Annotated in this window: 14 protein-coding genes and 1 pseudogene; 5 read left to right on the top strand and 10 right to left on the bottom strand. The window is 55.9% G+C overall.

The features are described 5' to 3' along the window. The 8 genes from HDF16_RS25535 to HDF16_RS25495 all read right to left on the bottom strand — a co-directional run. A partial coding sequence (locus tag HDF16_RS25535) for a helix-turn-helix domain-containing protein (protein WP_184222966.1) occupies window positions 1-461 on the bottom strand: 461 nt, incomplete at its 3' end. A gap of 182 nt (window positions 462-643) precedes the next feature. Further along, entirely contained in the window at window positions 644-1189 is a 546-nt protein-coding gene (locus HDF16_RS25530; protein WP_184222964.1) for a thioredoxin family protein, read from the bottom strand. Between the two features lie 569 nt (window positions 1190-1758). Continuing rightward, entirely contained in the window at window positions 1759-2145 is a 387-nt protein-coding gene (locus HDF16_RS25520; protein ID WP_184222960.1) for a hypothetical protein, read from the bottom strand. Between the two features lie 17 nt (window positions 2146-2162). Continuing rightward, complete coding sequence (locus tag HDF16_RS25515; protein ID WP_184222958.1) at window positions 2163-2420, bottom strand: hypothetical protein; 258 nt, start codon at window positions 2418-2420, stop codon at window positions 2163-2165. Window positions 2421-2433: 13 nt separating this feature from the next. Beyond that, window positions 2434-3345 (bottom strand): SOS response-associated peptidase, encoded by a 912-nt coding sequence (locus tag HDF16_RS25510; protein WP_184222956.1) that lies wholly within the window; start codon window positions 3343-3345, stop codon window positions 2434-2436. A 2-nt stretch (window positions 3346-3347) separates the two neighbouring features. Next, window positions 3348-3578: a hypothetical protein gene (locus HDF16_RS25505; RefSeq protein WP_184222954.1), complete on the bottom strand. Its 231-nt coding sequence runs from the start codon at window positions 3576-3578 to the stop codon at window positions 3348-3350. Window positions 3579-3718: 140 nt separating this feature from the next. Continuing rightward, a complete protein-coding gene (locus tag HDF16_RS25500; RefSeq protein WP_246410103.1) occupies window positions 3719-3958 on the bottom strand; it encodes a hypothetical protein in 240 nt (79 codons plus the stop codon). A 1840-nt stretch (window positions 3959-5798) separates the two neighbouring features. Further along, window positions 5799-6059 (bottom strand): GlsB/YeaQ/YmgE family stress response membrane protein, encoded by a 261-nt coding sequence (locus tag HDF16_RS25495; RefSeq protein ID WP_184222949.1) that lies wholly within the window; start codon window positions 6057-6059, stop codon window positions 5799-5801. Window positions 6060-6423: 364 nt separating this feature from the next. On the opposite strand from HDF16_RS25495, the gene HDF16_RS25490 reads away from it, so the two are divergent. After that, window positions 6424-7119 carry a Crp/Fnr family transcriptional regulator gene (locus tag HDF16_RS25490; RefSeq protein ID WP_184222947.1) on the top strand — a complete coding sequence of 232 codons (696 nt, stop codon included), beginning with the start codon at window positions 6424-6426 and terminating at the stop codon, window positions 7117-7119. Between the two features lie 66 nt (window positions 7120-7185). On the opposite strand, the pseudogene HDF16_RS25485 reads toward HDF16_RS25490, so the two are convergent. After that, window positions 7186-8296: pseudogene (locus tag HDF16_RS25485) on the bottom strand (IS3 family transposase). Between the two features lie 569 nt (window positions 8297-8865). Here HDF16_RS25485 and HDF16_RS30990 point away from each other — a divergent pair. The 4 genes from HDF16_RS30990 to HDF16_RS25465 all read left to right on the top strand — a co-directional run bounded on the left by HDF16_RS30990 (window position 8866) and on the right by HDF16_RS25465 (window position 11039). Beyond that, window positions 8866-9060, top strand: a complete 195-nt coding sequence (locus tag HDF16_RS30990; RefSeq protein WP_348641432.1) for a recombinase family protein — start codon at window positions 8866-8868, stop codon at window positions 9058-9060. Window positions 9061-9202: 142 nt separating this feature from the next. Continuing rightward, window positions 9203-10156 carry a proline iminopeptidase-family hydrolase gene (locus HDF16_RS25475; protein WP_221313174.1) on the top strand — a complete coding sequence of 318 codons (954 nt, stop codon included), beginning with the start codon at window positions 9203-9205 and terminating at the stop codon, window positions 10154-10156. Between the two features lie 80 nt (window positions 10157-10236). After that, complete coding sequence (locus HDF16_RS25470) at window positions 10237-10812, top strand: alpha/beta fold hydrolase (RefSeq protein ID WP_246410100.1); 576 nt, start codon at window positions 10237-10239, stop codon at window positions 10810-10812. Then, on the top strand, window positions 10809-11039 hold the full coding sequence (locus tag HDF16_RS25465) for a PDDEXK nuclease domain-containing protein (RefSeq protein ID WP_221313172.1): 231 nt from the start codon (window positions 10809-10811) through the stop codon (window positions 11037-11039). The genes HDF16_RS25470 and HDF16_RS25465 overlap by 4 nt, the downstream gene beginning before the upstream one ends. Before the next feature lie 280 nt (window positions 11040-11319). On the opposite strand, the gene HDF16_RS25460 is transcribed toward HDF16_RS25465, so the two are convergent. Next, window positions 11320-14529 carry an FG-GAP-like repeat-containing protein gene (locus HDF16_RS25460; protein ID WP_184222943.1) on the bottom strand — a complete coding sequence of 1070 codons (3210 nt, stop codon included), beginning with the start codon at window positions 14527-14529 and terminating at the stop codon, window positions 11320-11322. Between the last annotated feature and the right edge of the window lie 34 nt (window positions 14530-14563).

Genomic DNA, 14563 nt, shown 5'->3' with positions numbered 1-14563 from the left:
CCGGAGATCTGCTCCGGAGACCAGTCCAGGATCAGTTTACTGGCCACGAGCAAGCTCAGCTTCCTGTGGTCGGCAAGCCAGCAGGTCTTAGGCCGAAGAGCCGAGCTCCAGGCTCGCTGATCAGCCTCACTGGCTCGATACATCAGACGGCCACCATGACGCGCCACCTCCCGGCTCACCGTAGACGCTGGCCGTTCGAGACCCCTGGCTATCTCACGAATCGACGAGCCGGAAGCGATGCCTCGCGAGATGTCTTCCCGCTCGGCCAGCGTGAGCGTTCGCTGCGACCGGCGACGGACCGCCGGGGCAATCCCTCCGTGTTTCGATAGCAGGAACTGAATCGAGCCATGGTCCTTGTCAAAGGCTCGACCAATCTCGTGCAATGACTCGCCCGCCTTCCAACGTTGCCAGATCTCGGCCTTCTGCTCCGCAGAAAGCCCATGTTGTCTCTCTCGTCTCATCAACACCACCTCTGAGAAATGATCTAAATCAGATGGTGTTGCATCGACCGGTTGAGACCGCCCCGTTTCTGCGGAACTAACGTCTGGCTGCCGTGTCGCTCGCTCCGACGCACTCGTTCCGACAGCGGCTGTCTCGTCGTTCCCATCTCATTTCATCGTTTCGAGTGCTCATTGCTTCCGTGTTAGAGCAACCAAGTATGGATTATTTGGGTCTCGCTTGACGTGAGTGACGGAGCACCTCGCCTCAACATCTCAAAGAGCCAATCGGTTCCATTTGGACCATCGGGAAAGCCGATGTTGGCCCGGATGTCCCTTCGTCCGTATACCGGACGAACCGAATCCACGATGAGTTTTCCGCTGTTACTGAGTATGACCGTCAGCGGGAGGCTAGTGTTTGTGTCATGGAGCGAATCAAGCAGTTGGTCTACACCTGGAGTGTCCTGATGCCGCGTGTCATTGAGGCGTTCCCCATGGACGACTACCAACTTGACAAAATACTTGTCGAAGATCGGCCGGATAGTTGGATCGGCCAGAAAGATCTGCTGCAAATGACAAGATGCGCACCACGAAGCACTGAAGATGAGCATTACGTTTTTATGCTGACTGCTCGCAGTTGCTTCAGCCTCCGTAAGCATCTGGTTGGCGGTCGGCACGTCCCGATCGGTGGTCTGGCTTACCCCAGGGGAACCGAGCAAGCCTAGAAGCAACACAGCGTGCATGCTTTTCATGTGTAGTATTCTCCAGCATCGCCTTAGTGATCCGCAAGATTCCTCTCGCAACGGCTCTGGTATCGGTTGAGCCGGGAGGCGAAAGACATCTGGCAAACCAACGTCCCGCAAAGTCGATGTTATCGGAAACTAGGTTTCGTCCAAGGCGCACCCGCTCTTGACACTGAGCACCGCTGCGTGACGGACGTAATCGATTCTGGGTTCCGCTCGGTAGTCGAATGGAGGGCGTGGCATCCCGGGGCGGATACTTCGGGTAGACAGTAGCAATTGGCCTATGTCTTTTCGTTATCACGCTATAACTACCGTTCACGTCGCCGAGTACAAACGGCTTCGTCAAGTTTGGGATCTGTCCGGGATCGACCAGGATGTCGACCGTCTCTTGTTTGTCCAGGACAAGCCGCGCACAGCAGCGCAGGCCGAAAGGCTGTCGGCGCTCCAAGCTTCGGTTCGCGCGGGCAGGCTAGACGATCCCTGCCGATCCTAGATGCGCTGTGGCTTTGATGGATGGGTGCTACGTAGGAGTAGATCTCACGCGTTACCCAGCATCCCCGCACATCGCCGACGGAATCTCAGTGGATGAGGAGATCAGGCACGTCGAGACCGGGAACGCAGTCGTCTCCCTCGTCCACAGGCTCGCGAAAGACCACGGCTGGATGTGGGACCGATATCCATTCGCGATCCAATTCGTCCTCGTCCATTTCTGTCATGCCGAGACGGAGCACCCAGAAACCTTTCCCGCGAATCATTGCCGGTTCGAGCGGCTCAAAGAACAGTCGGATGCTCGTAGGGAGGGCAGCAAGCGCGTCCTCGCGGTCAAAAGAGCGGAATGGTGCCGGACGTTTCCAAGCTTTATTCACAGACTGCAACCAGTAGTGCTCCGGCTTGAAGACCTCGCCGTCAAACTCGCTTCCTAGAAAAACTAAGCAAGTGATACTCCGCTTATGCTCCTCGATCATTTGCTCAATTCCTTCCTCTAAGCCTCGTTGCAATTGTCGCAATTGGAATAGTGCTGACAGAACGCCATCCACAACGGATTACGCTTGAAACCGGGGTGTGCCGGATCGTTGAAGTTCACCCGCTCTGCGAGTGCGTAGAGCGTCGGAGAGGCTTGCGCGAACTTGAGCAAGAGTTCAAGTCCCTGCTGACAGGCCGGAGGCTCTTCCGACATAATCCAGACTCGCATCGTTTCTTGTTCTTGTTCGGTCACAAAGTTCACCTTGAAATCCTTCACTTTCGATTCAAGTCTAGGCCGAGTTCGGCGGGCACTCGAACGCCTGACACAAGCTCGGTTCGTTAATCCTCACATTTCCCACGCGCGGGTCCACTACGTGAGCAGACATCAGGGCGGCGTCATAAGGACGCAGCAGATCGACCGGCGGACGTTCCTGGTCTGTCGTGTCCAGCCAGCGTTCGTATTGAGATGGCTTCAGCATGACCGGCATTCGATTGTGGACGCTTGCCGTGAGTTCGTTTGGTTCGGTAGTCACAATTGAAAAAGTCTCGATCCACTGCGCACCACGTCTTACCGTGCGATATTCTCGTTCGGCCAAACTGACAATGGCATTCTCCCCATCATCATTGGGCGCAATCCTCAGACGGATCGCACCGACATCGTCCATCGGTATTTCTTCGATATCGATTGAAATCGTCCGCTCTAAGAGAACGGTAGGGCGGACAATGATGCCCTCAATCTGCCGTCTGACCCTCGCCTCTACCGCAGCAGGAGTCTCTTTCCATGCTTCCCACACCCCACCGAAGGCTAACGGTTGGTCTTCTTTCAGTTGAAAAGCGTAAGGTTGCTTCGTCTTCGCGTCCAGCTTCTTCCACTCATAGAATCCGTCTGCCGGCACCAGGCACCTACGCTTCTTAAAGGGCGTGCGCCACATCGGTTTGTCCATGAGCCCTTCTGCCTTCGCATTGATAGTGCTGAGGCCCATCGCCTTCGGGTCTTTAGCCCAGACGGGAATCAGACCCCAACGCATCACACGCATTGTGCGTTCGCCAGTGTCGCGGTCTGCAACGATCACTGCCTGCATAGTCGTCGGCGCGATATTGAATGATGGCGCAACCTCAAGAGGAAGGTCGGTCAATTTGCCAAGGCGGAAGGCTTCGGCGATGCGCTGTTTATCGGAACGGCGATAGTAGCGGCCACACATAGCTAGAGCTCGTTGCAGTCGTCGCAGACGTTACAGTGATTCACAAAGGCTATCCACCGCTCGCTGTAAAGGCCAATTACCTCGGGTCGCACATCGATTAGCCCCTTCGCCAGCACGCCTTTCCATTCTTCAGTGTGCAGACGCGCGAACACTTCGAGCAGCGCCATGCCCTCATCACAGGCAGGCATATCTTCTAACGTCCACTGGTCAAGGAACTCTGCACTCGCAATCATCAGCGACCACCTTTCCAATCGAAACTGTCCGTTATGACCATCTTCTCACCTCAGCGCGCACTCGTGAGTGATCATTGCCACCCCCGACGAAATAGCTAGAAAGGGACCCCCGCTGAGCGTTGAAGTCGGCGGTGACGCGACTAGCGGTGCAGAGGGTTGAGCTTGACCAGTTGGGCCGAGGTCAAATGGAGCCAGACCGAACCCCGCCCGGTCTGAATTGCATACTGAAGCGCTTGTTTATCCGCAAGAGTTTTGTCAGCGCCGCCCCGCGCGGCCAATTCGAGAATCTTCGCCGAATCCTGGAAGATGAACTTCTTCGGAAGCGGAGTTTTGAGATCTGGCTCAAGGAAGGTAACGTACCACCCTTCGGGTCGCTCCATGAAATGCATATAAACTTTGCGCCGGGGCTCACACCGCTCGCAATACCGTTCTCCGTGTTTGGCGGGCGGGGGTTCCAGCGGCACCTTGCAGGAGCAACATATACGTCCCGACTCTCGCCTTCGGGTTGTTGATGCTCGCTCCCCGCCCATAGGCGAATAATAGGCGAAGACGGAAGGAATGTCATCCACAGACTAGAGCACGATTTGGAAGGAATCGTCAGTAGGCAACATTTCAAAACGTCATGACGTCATTATTGGTATCTGCGAATCGGCTGGGAGCGAACATGGTCGCTATTTACGGGGTTTCCTGCAAAGTCTGCGACGAGTTCATTAGTCTCGGCCAGTCGGAGAAACGACTTCATCTCTCGACCTTTCAACTGGCTCCAACTGAACCCATACTCTGTCTCCACTGCGGCTCTTTCTACGTCTATAAGGAGTGGGAGCTGATCGACGCCCGCAGGTCACCTCTCTCGGACCGCTCAAATGCGGATTTTTATCCTGCTTCGTCCCAATTACTACGCTGAACTTCGTTCCGAGCTTTTGGTCAACCACGACGCCGTCCTAACTAAGCGTGCAGTAATGGCGCCTAACATCTTTAACGTCGATCTCGATCAAGCGCCAGTTTCCGAAAATCCCGTGTTTGTACAGCTCATCATCTTGGCACTAAGGTTGCGAGTCACTCCATCCTTGCGGAATGCGTAATTTTGATTGCCCTCCGGAGCAGCCAACCACCAACGACCGCGAAGATCGGTCCGCCTATGAGACCACTAGGTCCATCCCCGAGGGGTTTAGCTAGCGCTGCGAGCATGAGGCAGTCATGACTGAAGGAGACAAGGCCAACGAGAGTCAGTGAAGACGCAGCGACTATGCAAATCCATCTGAGCAGCTCACCCATGTGCACATCGTAAATTCGAGATCATGCCAACAGGTAACCAAAGTCGTTATTTTTTGGAAGTCTCGCCTCGGGGGCCGACGAGGAGGCGAAGTTGCCGACAACCCTGTTTTCCGCGCACTGGTGGATTACCAGTCTAAGTTTGCCTGACCACATTCACTACGAGAAGCTGATGTTATGTAATTCACCGAGAATTGAGAGCCTTATGCGGACTCGAGGACTTTCTTCAATATCAGCCGTTTTCTTAACTCTGGCTTTGGGCATGCGCGGAAATGGCCAGGAGATTTACCGTCTGCGAGACGCGCCGTTCACAGCCACACAGGTGTGGGCCTCTAAGGATCGTCAAAACATAAATAAGGTCGCGAGAGCCAGCGACGGCAGTATCTACATCGCTTCGTTTGACGCGCAAGGGTCGCCGCAGTGGGTCACAATCGAAGACGCCCCTCACCGGCGCGTAATTGTATTGCAAGCGAAGGCTAGAGTTTATACGGTCACGGTCCGAAGCCCAGCCGATCCCGAAACCTATTCCTTGGAGCAGTGGACGGAGGTAGGAACGCGTCTCGCAATCAGGGTACCGGTCACACTGACCTAGGAACGAGAACAGAATTAGGCATGACCTATTACGGTAATAGACTAGAGTTCGCGGGCGACGTAATCGAGCGTTGGGAATCCTTGGAGCTTGGGGCTACTTGTAGGAGCAGGACGACGGATTCTCAAGGCGTAAAGGTCGAGTTCACCCTGTCCAACATTCAGCGATTGGAGCCTGACCCGGCACTCTTTGAAATTCCGCCCGGCTATACGCCAGCGAAAGTGGTCAACCGCAGAAAAAATGCTCCGCGTCAGTGGCAGTTTAATCAGGGACAACTAAACCGGGTCCAATAAGATGGGTGGAGAGCGAACTCTCCACCCATTCGAAGCGTATCAATGCACGGGAAATCCAGGGTCATGCTACAGGTTACGCGCCCGGTTGCCGGTCACGAGCCGCAGAAGAAGGGTAAGCAGTACAGCGCCGATGACGGCAACGAAGACCGTGTAGACCAGGCCGCCTGAGCCGGCGTAGCCCAGATGCTGCATGATAAAGCCTCCGACCACGGCGCCAATGATGCCGACGACGATATCCCCAACGGCTCCAAAGCCAGAACCTTTCATGAGCTTGCCGGTAAGAAACCCTGCAATCAGACCTACGACTATCCACCAGATAATAAACATGTGAGCACCTCCAGTGCTTTAATGCGGTTAGAAAAACAAAGGTAACCAATGGCTGAGTGAGCATGGTTCAGCTACAGATGGTCACCGTGTCGACGCTGGCGGCGGAATGATGACAGCTCAGCGTCGGGTCGATACCTGCAGCGCATGCGCACTTATTCAGTTGCCGGACCTTTCATTGCCGTTGCTTCGTTATGTCAAATATTTGACATAACGGACCTGCATCATACTTAACATAGGGAGACTGGCAGGCTCAGGCCGCTAAGCGATCCTGCTGCGACATTCGTCCGTTTGGAACATCTAAAGCATCAGCGGGTGTATACGTGTCCCGCCCTTACAGCAATCAACCTGGCTTAAACAAGGATCTATGGCTAAGTCCCATCCAAATCGCTTTCTTGCCGCCATCTCCCACAAGAGCAGGAAACATCTGCTGTCGACTTCGTCCGAGGTCGAGTTGGGAACCAAAACTGTGCTTCACGAGTCGCAAACTCGGCCGTCGCACGCTTTCTTTCTTACCTCGGGCCTGGCTTCCGTTCTCGCAGTGACCACCGTCGGGTTTGCGGCTGAAGTTGGCGTTGTCGGTCGCGAGGGTTTTACGGGAAGTCTGCACCTCATAGGGCCGGTGGATACTCCGACGCACTGCCGCATGCAGCTGGCCGGCGCAGCCATCCAGATCCCCTTCGAGCATCTCCAGAAGGCGTTTTATCAGGACGACGATCTCCATCGCCACATCCTCGAATTTGTCCAGGTGCATACGCACATCCTGAGCCAGGTAGCCGGATGCCACTCCATCCATGGAGCTTCACAGCGCCTTACGCGCTGGCTCCTCACCGCGCAGGATCTAACGGAGTCGTCGACCATTGATATTACCCAGGAGGTACTGAGCGAGATCCTCGGCACCAACCGTGTGACGGTCGCAGCGGCGGCGGGCAGCCTGCAACGAGACAGATTGATTGAGTACCGGCGCGGACACATCCACATCCTGAACCGCAAAGGACTGGAAGCGGCGGCTTGCGACTGCTACTCCACCGTCAAGGAGCTCCATGAGGGCTTATACCTGTGACTAAAGGCCAGTGAAGTGAAGGGCCCAGCATTTCTATACCAAGGTCAGAGTTAGTCTTCGACCGGTTTAGGTTCCAGCCAGTACGCGGCTAGCCGCGTACTGGCTGGCGAACTCGCTTGCCGTCCTGTCCGCGAGAGATGCGTGAGGACGACTGTCATTATATTCGCGCCTCCAGGCTTCGATTAGATGCTTTGCCTCCTTCAGGCTCATGAACCAGTGGGTGTTCAGGCACTCGGCCCGGAAGGTCACATTGAAGCTTTCTACGAAGGCGTTGTCAGTCGGCTTGCCATGCCTTGAGAAGTCGATCTTTGCCCCGTTCTGATAAGCCCACAGGTCAATCGCATGACTGGTGAACTAGCTCCCGTTGTCAGAGAACAAGACCTTAGGCACACCACGTTCGAGCTTCAGCTTATTCAGTGTGCGCACCACATCGTCTCCCTTTAAGCTCTGGCCAACTTCGATCGCCACCGCTTCTCGTGTGTAGACATCGACGATAGTTAAGGACCGGAAGCGTGTGCCATCCTGTAACTGATCGACACGAAGTCGATGCTCCAAGCCTCATCTGGTGCGGTTGGCTTGACCTTCTCTTCGCGCAGACGAGCAGCCTTGCGCTTGCCCGCCGGCCTCATCCTCTTCAGCATGAGCCCTTCTTCCTTGCACAACCCGTACACCAGATACTTGCCTACATCCCAGCCTTCGCGATTCAACAGCACGCTGATCTTGCGGTACCCGCGGCGCACTCGTGCTTGAGCGATCTCACGGATACGCATCCGCAGTTCAGTTCGTGGATCGAGGCAGCTCCGGTAGCGATACGTTCCGCGCGTCACACAAAGGACCCTACACGCATGCCGCTCACTCGCCCCATAGCTGCTCATCAGCCGATCGACCATCGGTCCACGCCGCGAAGGCTTCACCATTTTTTTGAGAGCACATCCTGCAACATCGTCTTATCCAGCACCAACTCGGCCACAAGCTTCTTCAGACGAGGGTTCTCTTCCTGCAGTTGCGCCATCTGCCGGACCTGATCCACTTCCAGGCCCGCATACTTCGCCTTCCAGCGGTAAAACGTCTGTTCGCTGATCCCCGCCTTGCGGATCACCTCCGCCACAGGAACTCCCACCTCAGCCTGCTTCAACACGCCGACCATCTGCTCAATAGAAAAACGCTTCTTCTTCATCCAAAGCCTCCACCCTTTCAGGTCAGGTTTTGGTCGAAGACTAACATTTCACCTGGTACAAAAATGCCGAGGCCGATCACGGATCGTGACCAATGCGGCACTGTATTTCCTCATCATGAAGCTTGTTCAAACTCTCAAGAAACCGACTTAAGGCTGTCAACCACCCAATTTCCCAAAGCATCGACTTTGCGAGGATGTCATTCGAAGCTCTCGCCTTCTCAATTAGCGCATTGGCGATTTGGTACTCATTTACAGGTCGGGAGAGGCAGACCTGCCTATCTAAGACAAGCGAATACATCAAAAAGCGTGCCAGCCAAAACCCGCTATGTAACGCTCACGTATGAAACTGACCATCGTTCGGCGGGTCATGAAACTGCTTTTACAATTCGCTCTTTCTGCAATACTCTTCATTGCCCTCCAGAGCCGGGCTCAAAGCGCCGCCCCAAAAGCGTTTGCCGTCCCCTCTATACCCGCTGTCAGCGGGTCACGGTAGGGAGCTAGCGGTCTAGGACTCGAAGCCCATCGCGCCGCCGTCGCCGGATTCCAGAAAGGGGGAAGACTGAACCCTGGTGCAGGAGGGCCTGGAGGTGGAGAGCGGCAAGCGCCATGACCGCCCTGCCCTCGCTATAGCCCCTAAGCTCTGCCGTAAGCATCGCGCTATTCTGGTGATTGCCAGGTCGAACCGTTTGGCCCGCAACGTCGCCTTCATCTCGAACCTCACGGAGTCTGGGGTTGAGTTCCTGGCTGTCGATACGCCCAGGTGAATCGGGTCGTGGTCCACATCCTGGCCGCAGTTGCTCGATTCACAATCCATTGCATTCAGAATGACATCTCCGTGACATAAATCGCCCGTCCGCAACATATCCTGCATAGATGAAACGGCGTAATTTTCTCTCACTGAGTACGATGGCTGTTGCCACCGTTGTCACAAGCCCAATGATCGCAGCACCCACAGACCCCAAACTCAAAATGCCTTCTCCAGGCACCGTCCATATAGGCGGTTCCAAGCGAATACAGATTGGGCAAGGCCACTGGGTATGGACAAAAAAGGTAGGTAGCGGCGAGATCAAGGTTCTGCTGGTCCATGGCGGGCCCGGCGCCGACCATCGTTACTTCGAATGCTTCGAGGATTTTCTTCCCCTCAACGGCATTGAATTTTACTATTACGACCAGCTCGATTCCACAAACTCAGACAAGCCCAACGATCCCAAACTCTGGACGATCGAACGCTACACCGAAGAGGTCGAGGCAGTCCGTCAAGGTCTTGGGCTGGAACAGTTCTATATGCTAGGACATTCGTGGGGAGGTGTGCTTGCTATCGAGTACGCTCTCAAGTACCAGCAACATCTCAAAGGTCTCGTCATCTCAAACATGGCCGCCAGCAGCGACTCTTTCCTCTACCATGTTTCGAAAATCAGAGCTCAGTTTCCCGAGTCCGATAGGGCCGAGCTTGAACGGTATGAAAACGCCAACGAGACGGAGGATCCTGCATATCAGAAATTGCTGCTCAATAAGCTCTACAAGGTCTTTATCTGCAGGCTTGATCCTTGGCCAGATCCCGTCTCGCGCAGCCTGGACGGGTGGAATCAACACGTCTACAACGCCATCCAGGGGAGAAATGAGTTTGAAGTCACCGGCACGATGAAAGGCTGGGATCGCTTGGCTGACCTACACAAAATCAAGGTCCATAGCCTGACCATCGGCGCCCGTTATGACGAAATGGACCCCGAAGATATGCGTAAGATGGCAACCCTAATGCCAAGAGGTCAATCGTGGATTTCAGAAACAGGCAGCCATTTCGCGATGTATGACGATCAGCAGAACTACTTCAACGCCGTGCTTAAGTTCCTGAAAGCATAGTCAGGAGGAGATTCTGGGCACAGTCATACAATCTCGCCGATCCCTTTCCTGCATCTGAGCAAGGAAGGGTGTTACGGGTCATGTATTTTGAACAGACGGAACTGTTGAAGATCGCATTTGAGGCGGATGGGATATCGTCTAGAGCGCCGGTGTTCCTGCTTCACGGGTGGCCAGACGCGCCTACAAGCTGGATGCCCGTCGCGTCTACACTGCAAGATCGTGGATTTAGAACGATCGCGCCCTATTTGCGAGGATCATATCCAACAGAGTTTCTGTCGCCAGCCACGCCCAGATTTGCCGGAGCTGTAGCCATGGCGCAGGATGTGGTCGATCTGGCAGACAAGTTGGGAATTGGGGAGTTCGCTGTTGTCGGGCATGACTGGGGCGCCCGGATCGCCTATACGCTGGCGGCGCTCTTTCCCGAACGCGTTCGCGCGATCGCCACACTTGCATTGGCCTACCAACCACGCGGCGAGTTCCATTTAGGGAGCTTCCAACAGTCCAGACAGTTTTGGTACCAGTTCTTTCAATGCACCGATGCGGGAGCAGAGGCCGTTCGCCAAGATTCCATTGGGTTTGCCCGAATGCAATGGAATACCTGGAGCCCCCAAGGTTGGTTTACGGAGGAAGACTTTGAGCTTGCGATGTCCGCATGATGGATGATCTGAAGCTCTGTCCGGACGACAATCCAACGGTCGGCATCATCTTGTGCGCACAGAAAGACGCCTCCGTGGTGCGGTACTCGGTGCTCTATGAGAACGAACATATCTTTGCGAGCCGCTACAAACTGGTTCTGCCTTCAGAAGAGGAATTGAGGATCGAGTTGAATAGGGAGAGAGCTCAGCTTGCAAGCGGGAGCGAGTCGAGGAAGAGCTCTGGTTGAAGAGCCCGGTGGTTCGGGAAACTCGCAGACTTCCATCACTCGGCAAATTCCCCGAGATGCCCAGCATCTTACGTACCAGGTGTTCGATGAGTGCCTTGGGCTGATATCGCCAATGCACTCACTAAACGCTCGACGACGGCTTGCCGGGGTTCCCGCAAAGCCGTCTATAGGGACACTCTAAGGCCCAGTGTTCGGGCGATCGACAGTCGCCCATAACCCCCTTTGCGGGTCCCCGACTATCTGGGTTCTCCGGCCCATCTGAGGGTCGGACCGGACACACTCAGTAGTATCCAAAGGTCCAGTTGAGGATCTTGATGGTGTTGGCAGTCGCACCCGTACCCGCGGTAAAGCCGGGATAGGCATGGAAGATACTGTTGTCGTCATTGCGTGAATAGAGTGAGTTGTCGAAGACAGCGTAGTCGTCAAGGTCGGTGATGGACATTTTGATCGTTGCGTCTTTCGCAGAGAGGATGCGGGCATGAAAGCGATGTCCGCTGCGAAGGTTGATGCGGCTGGACGTGAGGTCGATCGCCGGAACCGACGGATAGGCTCCATCGAAGTAGAGGCCGGTTGAGTTGATTCCTTCGCCGCCGTTATTGTGGACGTCGAACTTGATGGCAAGGCTATCGCCGATTCCATAGCCGGACTCCCCCGGAAAGTAGGGGCCATACCCGAGAGCTCCACCGGAGGTGCCAACGGCCCCTGGACCGTTGCCTTGAACCAGAAAGGTGAAGCCATCACCGCCGGTCCCCTGAATTGTGAAGTCGAAGTCACTGATCCAGAAGAATTGGTCATTGGGCGTTTTGAAGAAGGCGCTCGTAGCTTCGAATGGGGTGTCATTGGTCAGCTGGAGTTCGGACCCTACGATCGCGGCACCCTTGTTGAGTTGAATGGTGGAGGCAGCGTTAGTGAACCCGTCGGGAAAGGACGGAAGGACTGCCGTGGCAGGAGTGACGCAGCAGATCTGACCGGCGTAGTTCCAGTTCAGGATGTTGATAATGGACGCAGTTGCGCCGGTTGCCGAGGTAAAGCCGACGTAGCCGATGGTGTCACCAATAGCAGATACGATGTCCAGGGTGATGAGGTTCTGGCTGAAAACCTTACGGGTGTCTAGATCAGTGAGGGAGAGATTCAACTCCACCCCGTTGTAGCCGGCGATGACGACCCGGAAGTGGTGGCCGCTACGGAGGTCGATACCGCTTGAGGTGAGGTCGATGAGATCGCCCAGGTTAGTCACCCCTCCGGTTTCGACGCGGATGGAATTGTTGCCTTCGCCCTGGTTGTTGTGGGTGTCAAAAATGATGGCGACACTGTTGCGGATGGAGGGGCCGCTGGTTGCGCCGGGCGTTTGACCGTAGCCAAGGCCACCACCGTTGGAGCCAATGGCATTGGGCCCATTGGATTGGATGACGAAGGCGAGGCCATCGGAGTTCGGGCTGGCTATCTGGAAGTCGAAGGTGGTGCTGAAGCTATAGACCGGCACGCGCTTTTGATAGAAAGCGCTTCTTGCTTCGAAGGTCTTGCCGTCGGTGAGTTGGAGGATCCCGCCCTGGAGGGTTGCTCCGCCGTTGAGCGCCAGCCCGGCAGAGCTGGTGAAGCCTGAGCCGTCGTTGATCTGCGCCGGAGCAGACAGAGTAACCGGAGCTGAGACGCTGGCCGCATGGGAGTTATCTCCCGGGTAGCTGGCCACGACGTTATGCACGCCTGGAGTGGTGAGAGTGACGGTGTTCGACTGAGTTGTGTGTGCAACCGAGTTGAAGTCAGCGATGAAGTTGACGGGCGTCGTGGCTACGGTGCTGGGAACAAAATACACGACACTGGGAAGCCCGTTGTTGCCGAAGGCACCCACAACAAGATTCGTGAGATTGGGTGGGGTCGGCACGTCGAAAGGAACGTTCATCGAGATGGGTGGCGTCGACACCTGCTGTGGGAAATCCGCAGAGGAAGTTGTGCTGAAGTGCAGAAACGCAGTGAAGTAACTGGGCGTTGTCCCCTCCCCACGATCCATTTGGACGCCGCCTACATCAAGAACACCGTCGCCGTCGAAGTCGCCGACGATGAGCGAATTGAGGGACGAGGAAAAGAAATCGACGGGAGATACATTGCTAAGTTGGACAAACGTGCCATCGCCTATGCCCTGCCAGTACGCGAGCAAGCTGAACGAACCGTCGTAGGTGACCAGGTCAAGGATTCCATCGGCGTTGAAGTCGCCCGCTACCATGTAAAGAGTGCTGAAGCTAGGCGACAATTTAACAGCTCCGAAGGTTCCGTCGCCATTTCCATGAAGAACGGCAAACTGGGCGGGGTAGACGCTGCCCGCAGCCCCCGTGGTCGTGACGACAAGGTCCTGCATTCCGTCACTGTCGAAGTCCGCGACGATGGCCGGGCCGGTCGCGCCGGTGGAATAGGCAGCTGAAGTGGCGGTGAATGTGCCGTCACCTTTGCCTAGCAGCGGCTGAAACTCATAGGCTTGTGAACCCGCAACCTGCACGTCCGCTATAAGGTCGGGGATGCCGTCGTTGTTGAAATCGCCGAGGTACAGCTGGCCGGGAGTGTTGGCCAGCAGAGAGGACTTGGCATCGGCGAAGGTACCGTCGCCGTTGCCAAAGCTGACACGTATGCTCTTCCCGTTGGGATCGCTAAACGCAATATCGAGCTTGCCATCGCTGTTGAAGTCCGCAACCAGCATGCTGCAGACAACGGCTGGGAGGTTGTTCGCTCCCTTGGGAGCCGCAGTGAACCGTCCAGTGCCGCTGCCAAGAAGGACCTGAAGACCCGCCTGGTCCAGCACAAGGATGTCTTGAAAACCATCGTTGTTGAAGTCTCCGGAGACCGGCTTCGAGGCGCTGGCAAGGATGGTGCCTGGAATCTGAGAGAAGTCGAGTCCGCCTGTGTTGTAGATGAATTGAGGCGCGGTACCGGCCCCGAGCGGCGCGGTCGCCAGCACTGCGTTACCGTAACTCGTGTCCCGGTATGAGATCGAGCCGGTCGGCGCGGATGGGCCAAGGCTGTTAGCGACACCCGAGAGGCTGTACTCGCCGGGGGGAAGCGCAGTGTTGCTGCTCCCTATGTACGTCTGGGTCGCGATACTGGTCGACGCGGCAACCGTCAAGTCGTGGGTAGCGGAAGAGCTCGCGTTGTAGGTGGATGTGCCGTGGAAGACGGCATGAAGATGATGGATCCCGGACGGGAGCACAGACTTGATCGTGGCAGTGCCATTAACGAGCAGTTGAGCCCGGCCAACGGGGATACCGTTCTCGCAAGAGGCTGCGGTACCATCACAAAAGTAGACCAGCCCGGGATGCACCGCGGACGGGTCGGCGACGACCGTCGCGGTGAGCGTCGTCACGCATCCCTGGCTAAGACAGACCGGAGTGACCTGCAGGGTGGTGGCTGTGGCTGTTCCCGCATACGCAAGAGAGGGGATGCAAAGTGCCGTGAGGACAAGGACGCATAGAACAAGAAGCGGTAAACGGCGGGGAGCGGGCATTGAGTCTCCTCGGGGTTGGAAGGGCTTGCCGCGT

It is taken from the genome of Granulicella aggregans (genome assembly GCF_014203275.1).
Lineage (GTDB): Bacteria > Acidobacteriota > Terriglobia > Terriglobales > Acidobacteriaceae > Edaphobacter.
This window is presented reverse-complemented; position numbering and strand designations above follow the sequence as displayed.

Excerpts from the sequence above, each read along its gene's own strand:
- HDF16_RS25470 (WP_246410100.1), top strand. The coding sequence starts at position 10,237 with ATGTATTTTGAACAGACGGAACTGTTGAAGATCGCATTTGAGGCGGAT.
- HDF16_RS25460 (WP_184222943.1), bottom strand. The coding sequence starts at position 14,529 with ATGCCCGCTCCCCGCCGTTTACCGCTTCTTGTTCTATGCGTCCTTGTC.
- HDF16_RS25505 (WP_184222954.1), bottom strand. The coding sequence starts at position 3,578 with ATGATTGCGAGTGCAGAGTTCCTTGACCAGTGGACGTTAGAAGATATG.
- HDF16_RS25495 (WP_184222949.1), bottom strand. The coding sequence starts at position 6,059 with ATGTTTATTATCTGGTGGATAGTCGTAGGTCTGATTGCAGGGTTTCTT.
- HDF16_RS25475 (WP_221313174.1), top strand. The coding sequence starts at position 9,203 with ATGGCTGTTGCCACCGTTGTCACAAGCCCAATGATCGCAGCACCCACA.
- HDF16_RS25500 (WP_246410103.1), bottom strand. The coding sequence starts at position 3,958 with ATGGAGCGACCCGAAGGGTGGTACGTTACCTTCCTTGAGCCAGATCTC.
- HDF16_RS25465 (WP_221313172.1), top strand. The coding sequence starts at position 10,809 with ATGATGGATGATCTGAAGCTCTGTCCGGACGACAATCCAACGGTCGGC.
- HDF16_RS25520 (WP_184222960.1), bottom strand. The coding sequence starts at position 2,145 with ATGATCGAGGAGCATAAGCGGAGTATCACTTGCTTAGTTTTTCTAGGA.
- HDF16_RS25530 (WP_184222964.1), bottom strand. The coding sequence starts at position 1,189 with ATGAAAAGCATGCACGCTGTGTTGCTTCTAGGCTTGCTCGGTTCCCCT.
- HDF16_RS25490 (WP_184222947.1), top strand. The coding sequence starts at position 6,424 with ATGGCTAAGTCCCATCCAAATCGCTTTCTTGCCGCCATCTCCCACAAG.
- HDF16_RS25510 (WP_184222956.1), bottom strand. The coding sequence starts at position 3,345 with ATGTGTGGCCGCTACTATCGCCGTTCCGATAAACAGCGCATCGCCGAA.